Origin of the sequence: Streptomyces spiramyceticus, from assembly GCF_028807635.1 — a bacterium.
Taxonomy (GTDB): domain Bacteria; phylum Actinomycetota; class Actinomycetes; order Streptomycetales; family Streptomycetaceae; genus Streptomyces; species Streptomyces spiramyceticus.
The window spans coordinates 33,918-52,820 of the sequence record NZ_JARBAX010000001.1 but is presented as its reverse complement, the minus strand read 5'-3'; the positions used below and the strand labels follow the sequence as shown (position 1 = coordinate 52,820).

The window sequence follows — 18,903 nt, the reverse complement described above, 5'->3', positions numbered from 1 at the left end:
GTCCGGCTCAGCGCGTCCAGGGCGGTATTTCGCCCGAGCCGCGCGCGATGAGTCGTGTCGGGAGTTCCACGCGGCTGGGGGCGTCGTCCACGCCGTCGAGGCGGCGGAAGAGGCGGTTGGCCGCGGTGCGGCCCAGCGCGGTGGCGTCCTGGGCCACGACGGTGAGGCCCGGCTGCAGCAGATCGGCCAGCTCGATGTCGTCGAACCCGACGAGGGCGATGGGGTGCTCCCGGCCGGCCAGGACCCGTACGGCCGTCACCGTCACCCGGTTGTTGCCCGCGAAGAGGGCGGTGACGGGCTCGGGGGCGTCCAGCATCGCGGTGGCCGCGTCGCGAACCCGTTCGGGCGCGGTGCTGCCGAGCGACACCCACGCGTCGTCGACCCGCAGCCCGGCCTCCTCCATCGCGGCGTGGTAGCCGCGCAGTCGCTCGTGAGCGGTGTGAATGCGCGGCTGGTCGCCGATGAAGCCGATACGGCGGTGCCCGTGCGCGATCAGATGGGCCACGCCCTCGCGCGCGCCGCCGAAGCTGTCGGAGAGCACCACGTCCGCGTCGATCTTCCCGGCGGGGCGGTCCACGAAGACGGTGGCGATGCCCGCCGCTATCTCCGGCTCCAGGTAACGGTGGTCGTCCCCGGCCGGGATCACGATCAGACCGTCGACGCGCCGGGCGCAGAGCGCGAGCACCAACTCCTGCTCGCGGCCGGGGTCTTCGGCGCTCGATCCGTTGATGAGGAGAGCGCCGTGGGCGCGGGCCACTTCCTCGACGGCGCGGTTCAGCGGCCCGTAGAAGGGGTCGGCCAGGTCTTCCAGCACCAGGCCGATGCTGGCGGTGCGGCCCTTGCGGAGCACCCGGGCGCTGTCGTTGCGGCGGAACCCCAGGGCAGCGATCGCTTCATGGACGCGCTGCTCTGTGTCGGGTGTGACGCCCGGTTCGCCGTTCACCACACGGGAGACCGTCTTGAGGCCGACTCCGGCGCGGGCGGCCACATCCTTCATGGTCGGCCGGTTGCCGTAACGGGGCTCGGGGCGGCTCTCGGTGTCGGCCACGTGCGCTGTCCTGTCCTGTCGTCGTCGGAGGCGTGCTCGGGGCGTACTCGGGGTAGTGCTCGGGTCGTGCTCGGAGGTATCGGTCGGGGTGTGCGGCGGGAGCGAAGGGGTGTGGCGTCGAGCATAGGGCCTGGACAACGTTGTCAGGTGAATGGAGACTGGCTCTGACCTGCCGCCACCTCGTTCAGCCTGGAGATCCCACACCGATGCGCACCGACCTCGTCGCAGCTCTCGACATCGGCGGCACCAAGATCGCCGGCGCGTTGGTGGACGGCGAAGGCCGACTTCTCCTGCGGGCACAGCGGCCGACCCCCGCCCGGGAGAACGGCGACACGGTGATGCTCGCCGTCGCCGCGGTGCTCGCCGAGCTGACCGCGTCCCCGCTGTGGGAGCGCGCGACGGCCGTCGGTATTGGCAGCGCGGGTCCCGTGGACGCCTCCGCCGGTACGGTCAGCCCGGTCAATGTCCCCGGCTGGCGCGACTTCCCGCTGGTCGAGCGGGTACGGCGTACGGTCGGCGGCCGCCCGGTCGCACTCGTCGGCGACGGCGTCGCCATGACGGCCGCCGAGCACTGGCAGGGCGCGGCCCGCGGCTACGACAACGCCCTGTGCCTGGTCGTCTCGACCGGCGTCGGCGGTGGCCTCGTCCTCGGCGGGCAGCTGCACCCCGGGCCCACGGGCAACGCGGGCCACATCGGCCACATCAGCGTCGACCTGGACGGCGACCCGTGCCCGTGCGGATCGCGCGGCTGCGTGGAGCGGATCGCCAGCGGGCCCAACATCGCGCGCAGGGCCGTCGAGCAGGGCTGGCGGCCCGGCCCCGACGGCGACGCCACCGCCGCCGCGGTGGCGGCTGCCGCCCGGGCCGGAGATCCGGTCGCCGTCGCCTCGTTCGAACGGGCCGCCCAGGCCTTGGCAGCAGGCATCGCCGCCACAGCGACGCTGGTCGAGATCGACATCGCGGTCATCGGTGGGGGAGTGGCGGGCGCGGGCGATGTGCTGTTCGTGCCCCTGCGCCGCGCGCTGCGCGACTACGCCACGCTCTCGTTCGTACAGCGACTGACGGTCGCTCCGGCGCTCACCGGCACCGACGCGGGCCTGGTCGGCGCGGCCGCCACCGCCTTGCTCGGGAAGAAGCCGGGCGAAGCGGCGACGGCCCTCAGCACCTGACGAACTGACGGCCCATCACCCCACGACTCACCACCTCACCACCTCAGCAGCTCAACTTCGCATCGGCCCAGTCCGCGTGGTCGTAGTCGATCCCGTCCCCGCCGTCCGTGACCACCAGACGCACCACCTGCGCACCGCTCACATCCGCCGAAATCGGCTGCGACGGCATGATGTTGGTCAGTGTGCCCGTCGAGGCGGCCTTCCTGCCGTCCGCCCAGATCTCGAACGCCACCGTGCCCCGGAGGCCCGTCTCGTCGTCGAGACCCACCCCCGCGGTGACGCCGGAGCACTTCCCGCGCGCGTAGCAGGACATCGGATGTCCCGTCGGAATCTCCTGCGCGGTGCGGCCGCGGGCGCGGGTGCGGTCGCGCTGCCTTCGCTGCTCACCGCCTGTGGCAGTGGCCCCGGCGGCGACGGCCGTCCTTCGTGGCCTTCGCGGTCGCACGGCTGCGGATGCGCGGCTCGCCCGCGTTGACGTCAGCGGACGACCTTCTCGGCCAGGTATTCCTCCCAGGTCCGCTTGCCCACTGCGCGGTCGGGCGTGGTCAGAGCCCCGGAACGAAAGCCCGCGCCGACCTTCCCCGGGATGAACACCGGCAGGACGAGGCGGCGCTTGCCCGCCGCCCGCAGCCAGGTCCTGGCCAGCCGGTCCACCGTGTACACCGTTGGCCCGGCCAGGTCCGGCACCTGTCCGGCCGGCCCGTCCAGCGCCAACTCGACAAGCCGGTCCGCAACGTCACCCGGGTCGACCGGCTGGCAGACGGTACGGGCCGGCACGATGACCACCGGCAGCCTGGACAAGACGGTAAAGGTCCTGTCCAGCAGTTCGGGGAACTGAGAGGCGCGCAGATTGGTCCAGCCGATTCCCGAGGCCGCCAGCAGCCGCTCCCCTTCCAGCTTGATCCGGTAGTAGGGGTACGGGATCCGGTCGATGCCGACGATGGAGATGTTGACGACGTGCTCGACCCCGGCCCGCTTCGCGGCCTCCAGCAGGTGGTGGAAGGCCGGGATGTCGTTCTTGAAGTGCCAGATGTCGGTCGCGCAGTGAATGATCGTCCGGACCCCGGCGAACGCTTCGTCCAGACCTGCACCGCTCGCCAGGTCACCGGTGAACCAGGTCACCCCCGCATCGCCCGGCAGCACGGCCCTGCGGCTGAGCGCCCGCACCGGCAACCCGGTGCGGCGTGCCCGCTCCAGCACCTTGCGGCCGAGTACGCCCGTCGCACCGGTCACCATGATCCCGTTGTTGTTCATCAGCCGGCCCTTCTCGTGTTGCTGTCACTCATGAAGAACCGACGACTCGCGCGTTCTGTGACAGCTTCCGCAGCCGACCGGCCAGAAAAGGAAAAGGTCGGCCGGCGGCTACGTGCCGGCTCCCTCCGGCACGCGCTGCACCACGATCACCAGGAACGCGTCCGACTCCAGGTCCATCACGACCTCCGCCGGGCACCCCTCCGCGCGTCGTGCCAAGGCGAATTCCTCAGCCGGCCAGCTGCCCCTCGGGCCTCCGGCCGGGAACTGTTCCAACACCATGCGACTCATGCCGCACCCCCGTTCCCATACCAGCCGAACTCTCGCTCATGTGCTCCAACGAGACTCCGTGCGCGTGCGTCACGGTTCCCCCGTCCCACCAGGGCACTCTTGTCATACGATTCGACGCCGCCGGGGCCCGCCGGCGTTGCTTCCAACCCGCAACAGCATCAGCACGGTTGTGTGCCCAAACGGTCGCGGGCACCATGCGGTGACCCCGGGTTTCCGTGGCAGGGTGTTGCGGGCAAGCCACTGGGGGCTACGGAAGAGGGGGAACCGTGATCGTCTGGATCAACGGTGCGTTCAGTGCGGGCAAGACCAGCGCCGCGCGCGAACTGATCGATCTGATCCCGAACAGCACCTTCTACGACCCCGAACTGATCGGCGGGGGACTGCGCAACCTGCTGCCGCAGAAAAGACTCTCCGAGGTCACCGACTACCAGGACCTCCCGATCTGGCGTCGCCTCGTCGTCGACACCGCCGCCGCCCTGCTCGCCGAGGTCGGCGGGCCGCTGGTGGTGCCCATGACGATCCTGCGGCAGGAGTACCGGGACGAGATATTCGGCGGGCTCGCCGCCCGCCGTATCCCGGTGTGCCACGTACTGCTGGCGCCAGACGAAACGATCCTGCGCCAACGGATCGCCGACCGCGAGGAGATGGAGGACGACCAGGAAGTCAGTGAGCGCGTACGTCAATGGGCGTACGAGCACATCGAGCCGTACCGCGCGGCCCTGTCCTGGCTCGCCGACGACGCCCACGTCATCGACACCAGCCGGCTGAGCCCCGCCGAGACGGCCTGCCGGATAGCCGACGCGGTACGGACCGGGGCCGCCGGCGCCTGCGAGATCGTGCAGTGTCATCTACTAGGAGTGCGCGGGGGGGGTAGCGGCCCACAAGTTCAAAACACCCTACAACACCGGTCTCAAGCGGGCTCGAGAAGCGCGTCCAGCGCGGGTATGATAGGAGTAAAGTAGGTATTTAAAGAGGGTGGGAAAACACACACACAACGAGTAGGGGGTGAAGAAAGAAAGAGACATCTATCTACTATCTCTATCTCTCTTGGTGTGTGGGTGTAGAGAGGACACATAGAGGGTATCTATACTATACAGGAGGAGTAGGGTGACACTCTCTATCATCTCTCACCTACGCGTTAGGAAGGAGTAGGGGGGTATCAGGGTACTCTAAGGATTGAGTATCTTCCACTCTATCTCTAGAATAATTGAGGGGAGGAGGAGGTAAGGGGAGAGTAAGATGTATCTAGAATATTTAGGGGAGTGAGTGTGCGTGTGATGAAAAAAAAGAAATTTGGAAAAGGGTAATGGAGTACAATGGAAGGAGATGAGCAATAATAGTGCTATAAAAATATATATATAGGGGATATGGTATATAATAGGAGATACTACTCATAGAAGGTTTAAGTACAAAGTTTGAAGATTAAAATTAAGAAATTTATCTAAATATGATAAATATAAACGGAAAAAAAATAAAAAGGGGTGGACAGTTTGAACTAGATAAGTAAATGACTTAGTAGGTGAGGGGGGGGGGGAATCTGGGTGGAGGGGGGGGGGGGTATAAGGTGGATGACTGACTGCTGTGAGTGTGAGTATGTAGATATTATTTGTGTATTAACTAGAAGTGACAGAATGTGTGGGATTAAGTGATAAGGGATTGGTGGGATGGGTTTAAGTATTTGGAGTTTAATAAGAGATATATAAAAAATAGAGAACCATTAGGTAATAGGAAAAGAAAGAGGGGGTATAGAAGTTTGGTAAGGAAAACGCCTCGACGCAGTCACCCGTGAACAGCACGCCGTACTCCGGCAGATGGACGGCGATGCTGCCGTCCGTGTGGCCGGGGGCGTGCACCACCCGCGCGCCGCCGCCGAAGTCCAGCAGGTCGCCGTCCTCGGCCTCCCGGTCGACCCGGGTGGGCGGGGCCGGCGGCACGGTCAGCCCGTGCGCGTACAGCGGACGCTCCCAGTCCAGCAGTACGGGCTCCGGCACCGGCCGGTCGCCGCGGATGACGGGCGCGTCGAGCCGGTGGGCCACGATCTCGGCGCCGAAGCGGTCGGCGAGTTCCTGGGTGGCGCCCACGTGGTCGCGGTGGCAGTGGGTGAGGACGATACGGCGGATGTTCTGCGGGCGCAGGCCCAGGCTCCGTATCGCCGCTTCGATGTCCGGGGCGGCGTCCTTGTTGCCCGCGTCGATCAGGGTCAGTTCCGCGTCCGGCCCCCCGCTCTCGCGCCAGAGGTACGCCTGGCCGATCGGGAAGCGGAACATGTGCAGTCGCTCGGGGATTACCTCGACGAGATCCATGCGGCGAACGTACGCAGCGCGTGCCGCCCGCCGCACGAATCTCCGCTGTCGGCGATCTCCGCTCTCCGCTTAACTCTTCTTGGACTCGGCGTAGTTGACCAGGAACAGCGCCTCCGCGACGGACATCCGCTCCAGCTCCTCGGGCGACACGCTCTCGTTCACCGCGTGGATCTGCGCCTCCGGCTCGCTCAGCCCGATGAGCAGAATCTCCGCCTCCGGGTAGAGCGCGGCGAGCGTGTTGCACAGCGGGATCGAGCCGCCCATGCCGGACGCCTGCATCTCCTGGCCCGGGTACGCCACACGCATCGCATCGGCCATCGAGGTGTACGCCGGACTGCTGATGTCCGCCTTGAACGGCTGGCCCTGGCCCACCTGCTCCACCGAGACCCGCGCACCCCACGGCGTGTGCGATTCGAGGTGCGCGGTCAGGAGCTTCGTCGCCTCGGTGGCGTCCTGGCCCGGCGGCACGCGGAGGCTTATCTGCGCCCGCGCGCTCGCCTGGAGGGACGGCGTCGCGCCCACGACCGGCGGGCAGTCGATGCCGATCACCGTGACGGCGGGGCGGGCCCAGATGCGGTCGGCGACGGAGCCGCTGCCGATCAGGTCGACGCCGTCGAGCACCTTGGCGTCCTTGCGGAACTCCGCCTCCGGGTACTCGACGCCGTCCCACGCGGCGTCCGCGGTCAGCCCGTCCACGGTCGTCGAGCCGTCCTCGGCGCGAAGCGAGGCCAGCAGCTGGATGAGCGCGGCCAGCGCGTCGGGTGCCGCGCCGCCGAACTGGCCGGAGTGCAGGTTGCCTTCCAGGGTGTCGATCCGTACCCGCAGCATGGTCATGCCGCGCAGCGTCGCCGTGACCGTCGGCAGGCCGACGCGGAAGTTGCCGGTGTCCCCGATGACGACGGTGTCGGCGGCGAGCAGCTCGGGGTGCGCCTCCGCGTACTGCTCCAGGCCGCCCGTGCCCTGCTCCTCCGAGCCCTCCGCGATGACCTTGACGGAGACAGGAACGCCGCCGTTCGCCTTGAGGGCGCGCAGCGCGAGCAGGTGCATGATGAAGCCGCCCTTGCAGTCGGCGGCGCCACGCCCGTACCAACGCCCGTCGCGCTCGGTCAGCTCGAACGGCGGAGTAACCCAGGAAGCAAGATCGAGCGGCGGCTGCACGTCGTAGTGCGCGTACAGCAGGACGGTCGGAGCGCCCTCAGGACCGGGCAGGAAGCCGTACACGGACTGGGTGCCGTCCGGGGTGTCGAGCAGCGCGACGTCCTGGAAGCCCTCGGAGCGCAGCGCGCCGGCGACCCAGTTCGCGGCGGCCTCGCACTCGCTCTTCGGGAACTGCGCGGGATCCGCCACCGACTGGAAGGCCACCAGCTCGGCCAGCTCCGCCTTGGCGCGGGGCATCAGCGAGGCGACGGTCTCGGCGATCGGATTCGCGGTCATGGGCACGCTCCTCGTGGGTGCGACGTTGTGTACATGTACGAATGGTTGTTCGTACATCGGAAGGCAGGGCCGATCCTCCCACAACGAGATCGGCCGGGCCCGCGCCGTAGGATGCGTCAGCAGTACGGTCAACGGGCGGATCAGGAGCAGAAGCACATCGTGAGCAGCGAGAACGCAGACGCCGGACGTGAGCACGAAGAGCCGGTCTGGGACGTCGTCGTGGTCGGTGCCGGGCCCGCGGGGGCATCGGCGGCATATGCGGCAGCCGTCGCGGGACGGCGCGTACTCCTCCTGGAGAAGGCGGAGATCCCCCGGTACAAGACCTGTGGCGGAGGCATCATCGGGCCATCGCGCGACGCGCTGCCGCCCGGTTTCGAACTGCCCCTCATGGACCGTGTGTACGCCGTGACGTTCTCGCTGGGCGGGAAGCTGTCGCGGACACGCCGCTCGAAGCAGATGCTCTTCGGGCTCATCAACCGGCCGGAGTTCGATGCCGGTCTGGTGGAGGCGGCGCAGAAGGCGGGCGCCGAAGTCCGTACCGGCGTGACGGTCGCACGTGTCGAGCAGCACGGTTCGGCGGTGCCGGACCGGCGCACGGTGGCGGTCGTTCTTTCCGGCGGCGAGACGGTGCTGGCGCGCGCGGTGGTCGGCGCGGACGGCAGTGCGAGCCGCATAGGCGCACACGTCGGGGTGAAGCTCGACCAGGTGGACCTCGGCCTGGAGGCGGAGATCCCGGTGCCCGCGACGGTCGCCGAGGACTGGGCGGGGCGGGTGCTCATCGACTGGGGGCCGATTCCGGGGAGTTACGGCTGGGTGTTCCCCAAGGGGGAGACGCTGACGGTCGGCGTGATCTCGGCGCGCGGCGAGGGTGCGGCCACCAAGCGGTACCTGGAGGAATTCATCGCCCGCCTCGGTCTCGCCGGGTTCGAACCCGCCGTCTCCTCCGGGCACCTGACGCGGTGCCGCAGCGAGGATTCGCCGCTGTCGCGCGGCCGGGTGCTGGTGTGTGGGGACGCGGCGGGGCTGCTGGAGCCGTGGACCCGTGAGGGGATCTCCTTCGCGCTGCGGTCCGGGCGGCTTGCGGGGGAGTGGGCGGTGCGGATCGCCGAGTCGCAGGATGCGGTGGACGCCCGCCGCCAGGCACTGAATTACGCCTTCGCCATCAAGGCGGGGCTCGGCGTGGAGATGGGCGTCGGGCGGCGGATGCTTGCACTCTTCGAGCGCCGTCCCGGGCTGCTGCATGCGGCGATCACCGGCTTCCGGCCGGCCTGGAAGATGTTCGCCCGGATCACGCGCGGCTCGACCACGCTGGCCGAGACAGTGCGTACGCACCCCATGGCCCAGCGCGCACTGAACGCGGTGGACTCGGGATCCTTGGGCCGGGGTGCGGCGGACCGGGGTGCGGCGGCGGACCGGGGGTCGTCGTCCGTCAGCCCGTGACGGTGATGCGGAAGACGGGGTGGTCGGGGGCGGCCGCCAGGAGCTCCTCGTCGGAGGACTTGACGGTCACACCCTTGAAGTACTGGTTGACCTCCCAGCCCCAGCGCTCCAGGTAGGTGCGGAGCACCAGGAGTTTCTCGTCGTCGGGAAGTTCGGCCGCGGTGAAGCGGCGGACCTTGCGGCCGACCTTGAGTTCGCCCTGGCCGGCGGCGCGCATGTTGCGGACCCACTGGGAGTGGCCGCGGGCGGAGACAAGGTACTGGGCGCCGTCGTGGGTGTGCGGGTTCACGGGGATGCGCTGCATCTGGCCGCTCTTGCGGCCGCGGACGGACAGCTCGGCCGAGCCCATCAGGCTGAAGCCGTGGCGGGCGAGCCAGCCGATGACGTTGTTCAGCCTGATCGCCATGGGGCTGCCCTGGAGGTAGTAGGGCTCGGACTGCGGCATGGTGGCCTCCACCGGTGTGAGAGCACTGCTCTCGCTTGAGAGCAGTGTGCACTCGATCGGCGATCCAATGCAAGAGCGGTGCTCTCGTTATTGGTCGGTGCTCTCGAACGTGACAGACTGCTCGCGATGAGCACCATGCGCGGAGCCAGGGAACGAGCCCGGATCGAAGTGACTGCGGCCATCAAGGAAGAGGCACGCAGACACCTTGCGGCCGAAGGCGCCGCAAAGCTCTCCCTGCGCGCGGTCGCCCGCGAACTGGGAATGGTCTCCTCCGCGCTCTATCGCTACTTCCCGAGCCGCGACGACCTCCTCACCGCCCTGATCGTCGACGCGTACGACGCCGTGGGCGCCGCCGCCGAGACCGCGCTCGCACAGCAGCCCGCAGCCGCCGCCCACCCCGAGCGCTGGACCGCCGTCTGCGGGGCCGTACGTACCTGGGCGCTGGACCACCCCCACGAGTACGCCCTGATCTACGGCTCGCCCGTACCCGGCTACACCGCCCCCCAGGCGACCGTCGGCCCCGCCTCCCGCGTCGGCCGGGCCCTCATCTCCATCGCACGCGACGCCCACCGCACCAACGGCCTCGCCGTCCCGCGTCTCCCCGCCGGCCTGCGCCCCGAGGCGGAGCGGATCGCCGCCGACTTCGCCCCCGACCTCCCGCCGCCGGTCGTGGTCGCCCTGGTCGCCGCCTGGTCGCAGCTCTTCGGCCTGATCTCCTTCGAGGTATTCGGCCAGTTCAACCGGATTGTCGAGGACCGCGACGCGTTCTTCGCACACTCCGCCGCGGGCCTCGCCCAGACGGTGGGCCTGATCGGCAGCAGCGCCGGATCCTGACGCGGCACCCGCTCGCGCGGGGCGCGCAGCGCCCTCGCGTACGCACTCCGGACAGCGCCCGAGCTCGATCCGCCCTCGGCCGAGGCCGGGACCACGTACTGCACAGGGAGTACGTGTGATCACCACGCACGGCTGACGCCCCGGCCGTCGCTGCGCGTCTACCGTGGCCGCTATGAGCCCGCAGCAGGAACGGTCGCTATGAGCCCGCAGCAAGAACGGTGGTGCGGCGGTCCCCCCTGGCAGCAGGGCGGGCCGCCGCGTTGGCAGCCCTGGGTGACCCGGCAGGCGGGCGGCCGGCTGCCGTGGGTGTCGACCCTGCTCGTGATCGCGTTCGTGCAGGTGGGATCGGGGTTCGCGGCCGAGGGGCAGCTCGACCGCCCAGGGCTCGACGTCTTCGCCCGGCTCCTGCTGTTCGTGGGCGCGGCGCTGCTCCTGCTGCGCCACCGGTACCCCGTCCTCGTCGCCTTCGGTACGTCGGCGGCCGCGATGACCTATCTCGGCGCGGGCTATCCGTACGGACCGGTCTTCGTCCCCGTCGCCATCGGCTGCTTCTCCGCCATCGTCGCCGGTCACCGGCGGGCCGCCTGGACAGCCGTTGGGACGCTCTGGGCAGGCCACGTCCTGCTCTCGCACTGGCTCTACCGGTGGCTGCCGCCCGCCAACGACGACGCCGCCCCCTGGGGGCAGGAACTCCTCGTCGCCGCCTGGGTGGTGGCCGTCGTCGCCGCCTCGGAACTCGTGCGCGTACGCAGGGAGCAATGGGCGCGCGAGCGCGTCGAGCGTCAGGCCGCCGAGAAGCGCCGCGCCGACGAGGAGCGGCTGCGCATCGCCCGCGAGCTGCACGACGTACTCGCCCACAGCATCTCGGTCATCAACGTCCAGGCGGGCGTGGGCCTGGCCCTGCTCGACACCGACCCCGAGCAGGCCCGTACGGCCCTGACCACCATCAAGTCGGCCAGCAAGGAGGCGCTCGGCGAAGTGCGGCAGGTCCTCGACACCCTCCGCACCCCGGGCGAGGCGCCGCGCTCCCCGGCGCCCGGCCTCGACCGGCTCCCCGAGCTCGTGGAACAGGCCTCGGGCGCGGGCCTCACCGTGGAGATCGAGACGGAAGGCGTACGGGCCGCCCTGCCGCCCGGTACCGACCTCGCGGCCTTCCGCATCGTCCAGGAGGCCCTGACCAACGTGGTCAGACACTCCGGCTCGCGCACCGCCCGCGTCCGGCTCGCCTACGCGCCCGGCCGCCTCGACCTGCGCATCGACGACGAAGGACCGGCCACCGGCGGCCACGCGGGCGGCAGCGGCAACGGACTTGTGGGGATGCGCGAGCGTGCGGCCGCCCTCGGTGGCACGATCGAGGCCGGGCCGCGTCCGGACGGCGGCTTCCGGGTGGAGGCGACCCTTCCGTTCCGCGCTTCGCCGAACTCGCCGAACTCGCCGAACTCGCCGAACTCGCCGAACTCGCCGAACTCGCCGAACTCGCCGAACTCGCAGAAGGAGAACTCGTGATCCGCGTACTGCTCGCCGACGACCAGTCGCTGGTACGGGCCGGCTTCCGGGCCCTGCTCGCCGCGCAGCCCGACATCGAGGTGGCGGGGGAGGCGGCCGACGGGGAAGAAGCGGTGCGCCTGGTCGGTGAACTGCGCCCCGATGTCGTACTGATGGACATCCGGATGCCGCTGCTCGACGGCCTCGCGGCGACCCGCCGTATCACCGGCGACCCGGCGCTGGACGGCGTAAAGGTGATCATGCTGACCACCTTCGAGCTCGACGAGTACGTCTTCGAGGCTATCCGCAACGGTGCCTCGGGCTTCCTGGTCAAGGACACCGAGCCGGAAGAGCTGTTGCGGGCGGTACGGGCCGTGGTGGACGGGGACGCGCTGCTTTCGCCCGGCGTGACGCGCCGCCTGATCGCGGAGTTCGCCGCCCGGTCCAAGGAACCGGCGCAGGCCGAGGCCCTGGTGGAACTGACCGACCGTGAGAGGGAGGTGATGGCCCTGGTGGGCATGGGCCTGTCCAACGAGGAGATCGCCCGCCGCCTCGTCGTCAGCCCGCTCACCGCGAAGACGCACGTCAGCCGCACCATGGTGAAGCTGGGCGCCCGTGACCGGGCCCAACTGGTCGTACTGGCCTACGAGTCGGGGCTCGTACGGCCCGGCTGGCTGGGCTGAGTGCCGGGCGCACCCTTGTAGCGCCACAGCACATGGACGACCCGCAGCACGAACACGACGGCGGCCAGCGCGCATCCGGCCACGAGCAGGATTTTGTTCAGTGTCGGCGGCCAGCCGAGGAGATACGCGGGAGCGGTGAGCGCGGCGAAGGTGACACCCGCCAGGACGGCCGCACTCAGCAGTGCGTAACCGATCTCGACCGTCATCGCATCGCGCTGAGCCTGCGTCCGTGTCCCCATGCCCGGAAGTGTCCCAACGGGTGCGGCCGGCGGGCAAGGTACACCCGCCGGCCGCACCCGCCCCCCGGTCAGTCGCGCACGCCCACCCGCTCCGGCTCGGCCTCCTCGGCCGTCACCGGTACGGACTTCGCGAGCACGACGGTCTCCTGGCGGCGCCGCGTGCGCAGCCCGGTCAGCGTGATGAGCAGTCCGACGAGCGCGATCACGGTCACCACGACCAGGCCCGGCCGGAAGCTGTCCAGTACGGCCTGCGGGGAGCCGCCCTCGCCACCGCCCGCCGTGATGACGGCGGTGACCACGGCCAGGAAGATCGCGCCGCCCACCTGGATCGAGGTGTTGAGCAGGCCCGACACCATGCCCTGCTCGTTGTCGTCCACACCGGTGGTGGCCTGGATGTTGAGCGAGGGGAAGACCAGCGCGCAGGCGGCGCCGATCAGCAGCATCGAGGGGAGGATGACCGCCACGTACTGCGGAGTGAGGCTGATGCGCAGGAAGAGCGCGTAGCCGATCACCAAGAAGGTGAGGCCCGCCGTGATGACACGCGGGGTGCCGAACCGGTCCACCACATCGCCGATCTTGGTGGACGAGAGCGCCACCAGCACACCGGCGGGCAGGAAGGCGAGCGCCGTCTCCAGCGCGGACCAGCCGAGCAGCGACTGCATGTACTGGACGACGAGGAACTGGAACCCGACGTAACTGCCGAAGAAGGTGGCGGCGCCCAACTGCGCCCGGATCTGGCTGCCGGAACGCAGTACCCCGAGCCGGACCAGCGGGTTCGCGGTGCGCTGCTCGATGACCACGAAGACGGTGAGCAGCACGGCGGCCGCGAGGAACGACAGCAGCGTACGGGCGGAGGCCCAGCCGACTTCCGGCGCCTGTACGACGGTGAAGACGAGCAGCAGCATCGAGGCCGTGCCGGTGACGGCGCCCGGCAGGTCGTAGCCGCCACGGGTGTTGTCGCGGGCGCTGTGCGGGATCAGCTTGATGCCGGCGACGAGGGCGATCAGCGCGACGGGGGCGGGCAGCAGCATCGTCCAGCGCCAGCTGAGCTCGGTGAGCAGGCCGGAGAGGACCAGGCCCATGGAGAAGCCGGTGGCGGCGCAGGTGGTGTAGATGGCCAGCGCGCGGTTGCGCTGCGGGCCTTCCTTGAACGTCGTGGTGATGATCGACAGCCCGGCCGGGGCGGTGAAGGCGGCGCTGAGGCCCTTGATGAAGCGGCTGGCGATCAGCAGCGGCCCCGAGTCGACCAGTCCGCCGAGCAGTGAGGCCAGGGCGAAGACGCCGAGCGCGATGAGGAAGACGCGGCGCCGGCCGAGCAGGTCGGCCGCGCGGCCGCCGAGCAGCAGCAGTCCGCCGTAACCGAGGATGTAGCCGCTGACGACCCACTGCAGCGTCGAGGTGGTCAGGTCGAGATCGGCGGCGATGGAGGGCAGGGCGACGCCGACCATTGAGACGTCGAGGGCATCGAGGAACATCGCGCCGCAGAGCACGAGCAGGGTGCCCCACAGGCGCGGGCTCCAACGCACAGGTGAATGAGGGACGTTGAGCGGAGAAGTCATGAGGAGCACAGTACATGCACATGCATTGAGTGCAAGCGCATTTAATTCCAATGCAACAAAGTGCCGAATTCTGCTACCGTGCGCCCATGGCAGCGAAGAAGTCCGAGCGAGCGCTCGTCGATGAGTGGCGCGGCATCCTCGCGCTGCATGCCAGCACGCTCTGCGAGCTCGACCGCGAGCTGCATCAGCACGGCCTCGGCGCGAGTGACTTCGAGGTACTGGACGTACTGGCGGAAGGGACCGCCGAGGACGGCAGCGGTGCGTACCGCGTCCAGGAACTGGCGTCCCGCGTCCACCTGAGCCAGAGCGCGCTGTCCCGGCTCATCGGCCGGCTGGAGAAGGACGGCCTGGTGCATCGCGGAATGTGCAGCGAGGACCGCCGGGGAGTACGGGTGGTGCTCACGGACGCGGGCCGGGCACGCCATGCCGAGGTCAAGCCGCTCCAGCGCGCGGTGCTCGCGCGGATGCTGGCGGACCGGCCCGCGTAACGCAGAGGGCTACGTCGTTACGTCGTTACGTCGATACGCGGCTTCGACGCTATGCCGCTATGCCACTACGTCGCTACTTCGCTACGACCAGGTGACGGGCGACTTCTCCCGCCACAGCTGAGCGAGCTCTGCGTCACCGGACAGTGTGATTGCGGAGAGCGGCAGCCGGTTCCAGAGGGCCAGGTAGAGCTTCTCGGCAGGACCGCTCAACTCACAGTCCGCAGACCCTTCTTCGGTACGTTCGGCCTGCGGCGGCCCGTCGGGCGAGAGCCGGACCGTCCACACATCGCCCGCGTCTGTTGCCCGCACACGCACAACTCGCGGCACCTCCGTGCGTACCCGGCTCTTCTCGCGGGCGTGGAAGGCGCGCAGCAGTTCGTCGATGCCATCCACGGCGAACTCCGGCCGCAGAGGCGAGAGTCCGGCACCGAGCGCCGACTCGGCGTCCGCACGGTGGACCGCCGTCTCGTGCGCCTGCCGCCGCGCCCAGAAGGCGAGCGGCGACGGCGCGGGCAGGAAGGTCCAGCACTCCAGGTCCTTGGGCGCCTCGCTCAGTGCGGCCACCAGCAGGGCGTGGCCCTCGCGGAACCAGCCGAGCAGCGCATCCCCGTCGAGGTCCGGCTCGCCCTCGTCGGGGTGGTAGGCATTGTGTCCCGCCGTGACGTACGCCGCCGCCCACCGGTGGACCATGCCGGTGTGCCGCAGCAGATTCCGCACCTGCCAGCCGGGGCAGGTGGGCACTTCGGCGCCGGATCCCGCGCTTTCGGCGGCAGCGGTCAGCAACTTGCCTTCGCGGTCGAGGCAGTTGACGAGCTCGGAGATCTCCATGCGGGCGATTGTGCCAAAGGTCTCCCCGGGACGCCGATCCGAAGTCATCGGATCGAAGTCATCGGATCGTAGGTACGACGCCGCCTTCCGCCCATTCGATCTCAACCCCGGGCAGGCCCTTGAGCCATCCGGCGGCCAGGTCGGCGAGTTGGGGTGCGTCCGGGGGTGTCTGGCCGAGGCCGATCGCGTAGCGGGCCGAGCCCGGTGCGGTCTCGAAGGGGCGGGGCCAGGCGCGGGCGTCCGGCGAGCCCGCTTGTCCCAGGGTGGTGAGCAGCGTCCAGAGGCGGCTCAGGGGGACCTCGACGTCTTCTTCCGTCTCTGTGCGTACGGTCAGAATCGCCCAGGCCGCGTGACGCCGGTGGAGAGGCGGTGGCGAGAGGAGTTCCGGCCAAGGGTCGGTGCCGGTCCGGGCCGCCGACTCCACGGTCTCCCAAGCCTGGTAGAGCTCCTGGGACAGCAGTTCCCGTCCGCCGGTGCCGAGTTGTCCGGTACAGCTCCGGACGGGTGCGGTGGGGGTCATGATCGAGACGGGTGCTGCGGATGCCGTGGTGTGTGCAGAGAGGCTCACCGGTTCGCGCCAGTCCCAGGCGGCCCAGGTGGAGAAGAAGCGCCGGAGCAGGTCGGCGTCCGGAAGGTCCCCGGCCTCGCGCGCCGTTCGTGCCGCCAATACGGCCCAGGCCAGGCCAGGCAGCCCGCCGAAGGGGGCCGAGTCAAGGCCGCGTGCCCGGGCCCACGCCTTCACCTCCCTGGCCAGCCGGGCGAATGCGTCGAGGTTGCCGCCGGTCGCGGCGAGTACCGCGTCCGCGTCGCTGACCGCGCTCAAGGCGATCGCGGCTGCGTCACCGAGCTCGGTGCGGCGGGCCACTGCCTCGGCGGGGGCGAGATTTCCGGCGCCGACGACCACGAGGTCGACGTCCAGGCCGTCGACGCGCAGCCGCAGACCCGGCACTTCGGCACCGGTCACCTGCTGTACCCGACGTACCCGGGTGGCGCCGGGCAGCGCCGCCGCCACCCGCGCTTCGATCCCCACCATGTCGACCGCGCCCGGCAGCGCCGCCACCAGGTTCAGGTCCGCGTCGGTGAGGGCGCAGCCCATGCGGCGCGATCCGGTGACGTACACGATTCCTTCGGCCAGTGCCTCGGAAACGCACTGCGCGACCTGCTCTGCCGTCCCTGTCCCTGGCCCTGTCCCCGGACCGGCCTCTGTGACGGGCGTTGTTACGGGTTCCTCCGTGCCGGGCTCGGACAGCCACCGCACCTCGCCCGTCCCCAGGGCGATCGTCGCCCGTGGCCGCATTGGCTCCCCGCCCCGGCGGGAGAGCAGGACCAGTTCGCCGACGTACGCGGACATGCTGCCCAGCAGGGCGGCACACTCGGTGGCGAGCCGACGTGGCTCCCGGGTGCGTCCGAGAGACAGATGCGGGGTGAATCTCCCGGCACGGCCCCGGCAACGGGGGAACCGTTCCTCCAGCGCGCGCTGCAACTCCGCCCAGGGCGCCCGGTCGGCCGCCGCCGGGTCGAGCCAGACGGTGGAGTACTCCCGGTGCTTGAAGGTGCGTACGCCTGCGAGGCGGGCGGTGAACGGGGCTGTCTCAGCCGCTGCGGCGGACAGCAGCGGGGCAGCCTGCTCGAAGTCGGACTCCGGCACGAATCCGAAGAGCAGGTTCACATGCGGTGGCCAGCGGCGGATCTGCGGGTCGTGTTCCTCGCGGATGCTCTGGATGGGCGGCCAGAGCTCCGCCGACGGCATCCATGCCACCGCTGTACGGGGCGTCGGCGAAACGTCGAACACACCCGGGAGCTCGGGCCCGACGCGTACGGCCAGATCCACCTCCACGCCGTAGTGGTCCGACACGAACTGCCCGTCCGGGCTCGGCGACACGCCCCGCAGGACCGCCCCGGTCGCCCGCAGGGCTCCCCCGTCCCGCAGGAGTACCCGGTCCAGCCGGGCCGCCCGGCCGGACACCGAGGAGAGTGCGGCCAGCGGGTTGACGCGCGGATCGAAGGTGGGCGCCGCGTCACCGGCCCCGTGCACCTCGGTCCAGGCGTCGAGCAGGCCCAGCACACGGGCCGGTCCGTCCCCGTGCTCGTTGAGGTCGCCCAGCAGGATCACATCGCCTCCGACGGCGGCCAGCCCCTCGGCGAGCCGGGTCAGTTCGGCCTCCCGCCGGACCCGGCCGTCGGCGGAGTGGTCGCTGGACAGGTGGGTGGTGACCAGTACCAGCGGCCCGGCGGCGGTCTCGACGGTAACGGCCACGGCGGCCTTGTGCGGGCCGAGCTCGTGCCACGCCGTCTCGCGTACGGGCAGTCGGCTGAGCACCAGCAGCCCGCCTTCTTCCACGTCCTCCCCCTCGGGGCCGGTGGACACGGTGTAGCCGTCGCGGACCCAGCGGGCCCTCAACAGCATGGTGAGCAGTTCGGTCTCGACCTCCTGCAGGGCGATGACGTCCGCATCGGCGTGCTCCAGGGCGGCCAGCAGCAGCGGCCTGCGCCGGGCGGTGTCGATACGGTCGCTGTCGTACCGGTCCCACAGGGTGTTCCAGGTAAGTACGCGCAGACGCTCGGCCCGTGCTGCGCCGGGTGCGCGGTCGCGGTCCACGGGGCGCCATCCGGCCGCCGGGTCCCATGCGTACGGCGTTCCGGCCGTGAAGAACGGCCCCAGCAGGCGACGCGGATACCGTGCCCGGCCCGCCTGTGAGGCATCGATCCGGTCCACACCGGTGGCCCGGTCCCAGACCACCTCGCCGTCCGCCTCGACGAACACCACCCGGTGCCACGGGATGTCACCGCCCGGTACGAAGGAGGGCAGCGGCATCGGCTCGACCGCTGCCCCGCGCTGGCTGATCCCCAGCACGAACCTGGCCGGGTCGAACCGCGGGTCCCACAGGACCTGGTGGTAGATCTCCTCGCTCGTACGCATGGCGCCTCCGGACGTGGGGTCCAAGACCATGGTCCCGCGACGGGCAGGCGCGATGTCGAGCTGCAGCGATCAGCCGAGCGATTGCAGACGACTGATGGTCGGACGACCGGTGGTCAGGCGCCCTGTGGTCAGGCGCCCTGCGGATGGGCAGGGTGCGCGGCGCCGCCGCGGACCAGTCGGACGAACCAGCCGAGGGCGAACGACTGGATCAGTACGGAGAGCACCATGGCGACGTACACGAACCACGTGGACACGTTCACGGCCTCCCCGAGCAGATCGCCGCCGATGAAGAACGCGAACACCGTCGGCGCACTGAGCAGGAACAGCGACATCCCGGCGAACGAGGCGTCTTCGTGGGTCACGAAGAGCGTGTCGATCGTGACGAGCACCGCCGTCACGGCGACCACGCCGAGGTACACCAGCGAGGCGGGATTGCGGAACGTCAGTCGCGCGATGCTGCGCAGCCGTCGAGCGGTCATGGTCGTC

The 18,903-nt window shown here is 69.8% G+C and carries 17 protein-coding genes and 2 pseudogenes; 7 read left to right on the top strand and 12 right to left on the bottom strand.

Translation table 11 applies throughout. The features are described 5' to 3' along the window. Positions 1-7: 7 nt before the first annotated feature. Positions 8-997, bottom strand: a complete 990-nt coding sequence (locus PXH83_RS00250) for a LacI family DNA-binding transcriptional regulator (RefSeq protein ID WP_274562611.1) — start codon at positions 995-997, stop codon at positions 8-10. 257 nt (positions 998-1,254) lie between these two features. On the opposite strand from PXH83_RS00250, the gene PXH83_RS00245 reads away from it, so the two are divergent. Further along, a complete protein-coding gene (locus tag PXH83_RS00245; protein WP_274555284.1) occupies positions 1,255-2,217 on the top strand; it encodes an ROK family protein in 963 nt (320 codons plus the stop codon). A gap of 43 nt (positions 2,218-2,260) precedes the next feature. Here PXH83_RS00245 and PXH83_RS00240 read toward each other — a convergent pair. From PXH83_RS00240 to PXH83_RS00225, 3 genes and pseudogenes are all read right to left on the bottom strand, one after another. Then, positions 2,261-2,506, bottom strand: a pseudogene (locus PXH83_RS00240) (NPCBM/NEW2 domain-containing protein); the annotation flags it as partial. 188 nt (positions 2,507-2,694) lie between these two features. Beyond that, positions 2,695-3,471, bottom strand: coding sequence for an SDR family oxidoreductase (locus PXH83_RS00230; protein ID WP_274555282.1), 777 nt, complete (start codon positions 3,469-3,471; stop codon positions 2,695-2,697). A 108-nt stretch (positions 3,472-3,579) separates the two neighbouring features. Further along, positions 3,580-3,759 carry a hypothetical protein gene (locus PXH83_RS00225; protein WP_214922839.1) on the bottom strand — a complete coding sequence of 60 codons (180 nt, stop codon included), beginning with the start codon at positions 3,757-3,759 and terminating at the stop codon, positions 3,580-3,582. 266 nt (positions 3,760-4,025) lie between these two features. Between PXH83_RS00225 and PXH83_RS00220 the strand changes: the two are divergent. Further along, positions 4,026-4,601, top strand: a pseudogene (locus tag PXH83_RS00220) (AAA family ATPase); the annotation flags it as partial. Between the two features lie 843 nt (positions 4,602-5,444). Here the strand turns inward: PXH83_RS00220 and PXH83_RS00215 are convergent. Continuing rightward, positions 5,445-6,062 (bottom strand): MBL fold metallo-hydrolase, encoded by a 618-nt coding sequence (locus PXH83_RS00215; protein ID WP_274555276.1) that lies wholly within the window; start codon positions 6,060-6,062, stop codon positions 5,445-5,447. 69 nt (positions 6,063-6,131) lie between these two features. Continuing rightward, positions 6,132-7,496: a dipeptidase gene (locus tag PXH83_RS00210; RefSeq protein ID WP_274555274.1), complete on the bottom strand. Its 1,365-nt coding sequence runs from the start codon at positions 7,494-7,496 to the stop codon at positions 6,132-6,134. A gap of 159 nt (positions 7,497-7,655) precedes the next feature. On the opposite strand from PXH83_RS00210, the gene PXH83_RS00205 reads away from it, so the two are divergent. Beyond that, positions 7,656-8,936 (top strand): geranylgeranyl reductase family protein, encoded by a 1,281-nt coding sequence (locus PXH83_RS00205; protein WP_274555272.1) that lies wholly within the window; start codon positions 7,656-7,658, stop codon positions 8,934-8,936. On the opposite strand, the gene PXH83_RS00200 is transcribed toward PXH83_RS00205, so the two are convergent. After that, positions 8,926-9,381, bottom strand: coding sequence for a nitroreductase family deazaflavin-dependent oxidoreductase (locus PXH83_RS00200; protein WP_274555269.1), 456 nt, complete (start codon positions 9,379-9,381; stop codon positions 8,926-8,928). The two genes, PXH83_RS00205 and PXH83_RS00200, sit on opposite strands and share 11 nt — an antisense overlap. 126 nt (positions 9,382-9,507) lie before the next feature. Here PXH83_RS00200 and PXH83_RS00195 point away from each other — a divergent pair, with 126 nt between their 5' ends. The 3 genes from PXH83_RS00195 (at position 9,508) to PXH83_RS00185 (ending at position 12,383) form a co-directional block, all read left to right on the top strand. Beyond that, positions 9,508-10,215 (top strand): TetR/AcrR family transcriptional regulator, encoded by a 708-nt coding sequence (locus PXH83_RS00195; RefSeq protein WP_274555267.1) that lies wholly within the window; start codon positions 9,508-9,510, stop codon positions 10,213-10,215. 198 nt (positions 10,216-10,413) lie between these two features. After that, the gene (locus PXH83_RS00190; protein ID WP_274555265.1) at positions 10,414-11,721 is read left to right on the top strand and encodes a sensor histidine kinase; all 1,308 of its coding nucleotides are present in this window, start codon (positions 10,414-10,416) and stop codon (positions 11,719-11,721) included. Next, the gene (locus PXH83_RS00185; protein WP_214922877.1) at positions 11,718-12,383 is read left to right on the top strand and encodes a response regulator; all 666 of its coding nucleotides are present in this window, start codon (positions 11,718-11,720) and stop codon (positions 12,381-12,383) included. Before PXH83_RS00190 ends, PXH83_RS00185 begins: the two co-directional genes overlap by 4 nt. Here the strand turns inward: PXH83_RS00185 and PXH83_RS00180 are convergent. Continuing rightward, positions 12,344-12,622, bottom strand: a complete 279-nt coding sequence (locus PXH83_RS00180) for a DUF6332 family protein (protein WP_274555258.1) — start codon at positions 12,620-12,622, stop codon at positions 12,344-12,346. The two genes, PXH83_RS00185 and PXH83_RS00180, sit on opposite strands and share 40 nt — an antisense overlap. Positions 12,623-12,690: 68 nt before the next feature. Further along, on the bottom strand, positions 12,691-14,181 hold the full coding sequence (locus PXH83_RS00175; protein ID WP_274555256.1) for an MFS transporter: 1,491 nt from the start codon (positions 14,179-14,181) through the stop codon (positions 12,691-12,693). 86 nt (positions 14,182-14,267) lie between these two features. Here PXH83_RS00175 and PXH83_RS00170 point away from each other — a divergent pair, with 86 nt between their 5' ends. Next, entirely contained in the window at positions 14,268-14,669 is a 402-nt protein-coding gene (locus tag PXH83_RS00170) for a MarR family transcriptional regulator (RefSeq protein WP_274555254.1), read from the top strand. 81 nt (positions 14,670-14,750) lie between these two features. Here the strand turns inward: PXH83_RS00170 and PXH83_RS00165 are convergent, their stop codons facing one another. From PXH83_RS00165 to PXH83_RS00155, 3 genes are all read right to left on the bottom strand, one after another. Beyond that, entirely contained in the window at positions 14,751-15,497 is a 747-nt protein-coding gene (locus tag PXH83_RS00165; protein WP_274555252.1) for a maleylpyruvate isomerase family mycothiol-dependent enzyme, read from the bottom strand. 58 nt (positions 15,498-15,555) lie between these two features. Next, positions 15,556-18,417 (bottom strand): poly(A) polymerase, encoded by a 2,862-nt coding sequence (locus tag PXH83_RS00160; RefSeq protein ID WP_274555249.1) that lies wholly within the window; start codon positions 18,415-18,417, stop codon positions 15,556-15,558. A 128-nt stretch (positions 18,418-18,545) separates the two neighbouring features. Then, the gene (locus PXH83_RS00155; RefSeq protein ID WP_274555247.1) at positions 18,546-18,896 is read right to left on the bottom strand and encodes an SCO4225 family membrane protein; all 351 of its coding nucleotides are present in this window, start codon (positions 18,894-18,896) and stop codon (positions 18,546-18,548) included. Positions 18,897-18,903: the final 7 nt, after the last annotated feature.

Coding starts and splice junctions, on each gene's coding strand:
- PXH83_RS00230 (WP_274555282.1), bottom strand. CDS start 3,471: ATGAACAACAACGGGATCATGGTGACCGGTGCGACGGGCGTACTCGGC.
- PXH83_RS00225 (WP_214922839.1), bottom strand. CDS start 3,759: ATGAGTCGCATGGTGTTGGAACAGTTCCCGGCCGGAGGCCCGAGGGGC.
- PXH83_RS00190 (WP_274555265.1), top strand. CDS start 10,414: ATGAGCCCGCAGCAAGAACGGTGGTGCGGCGGTCCCCCCTGGCAGCAG.
- PXH83_RS00170 (WP_274555254.1), top strand. CDS start 14,268: ATGGCAGCGAAGAAGTCCGAGCGAGCGCTCGTCGATGAGTGGCGCGGC.
- PXH83_RS00200 (WP_274555269.1), bottom strand. CDS start 9,381: ATGCCGCAGTCCGAGCCCTACTACCTCCAGGGCAGCCCCATGGCGATC.
- PXH83_RS00160 (WP_274555249.1), bottom strand. CDS start 18,417: ATGCGTACGAGCGAGGAGATCTACCACCAGGTCCTGTGGGACCCGCGG.
- PXH83_RS00210 (WP_274555274.1), bottom strand. CDS start 7,496: ATGACCGCGAATCCGATCGCCGAGACCGTCGCCTCGCTGATGCCCCGC.
- PXH83_RS00215 (WP_274555276.1), bottom strand. CDS start 6,062: ATGGATCTCGTCGAGGTAATCCCCGAGCGACTGCACATGTTCCGCTTC.
- PXH83_RS00195 (WP_274555267.1), top strand. CDS start 9,508: ATGAGCACCATGCGCGGAGCCAGGGAACGAGCCCGGATCGAAGTGACT.
- PXH83_RS00165 (WP_274555252.1), bottom strand. CDS start 15,497: ATGGAGATCTCCGAGCTCGTCAACTGCCTCGACCGCGAAGGCAAGTTG.
- PXH83_RS00155 (WP_274555247.1), bottom strand. CDS start 18,896: ATGACCGCTCGACGGCTGCGCAGCATCGCGCGACTGACGTTCCGCAAT.
- PXH83_RS00245 (WP_274555284.1), top strand. CDS start 1,255: ATGCGCACCGACCTCGTCGCAGCTCTCGACATCGGCGGCACCAAGATC.
- PXH83_RS00250 (WP_274562611.1), bottom strand. CDS start 997: ATGAAGGATGTGGCCGCCCGCGCCGGAGTCGGCCTCAAGACGGTCTCC.
- PXH83_RS00175 (WP_274555256.1), bottom strand. CDS start 14,181: ATGACTTCTCCGCTCAACGTCCCTCATTCACCTGTGCGTTGGAGCCCG.
- PXH83_RS00180 (WP_274555258.1), bottom strand. CDS start 12,622: ATGGGGACACGGACGCAGGCTCAGCGCGATGCGATGACGGTCGAGATC.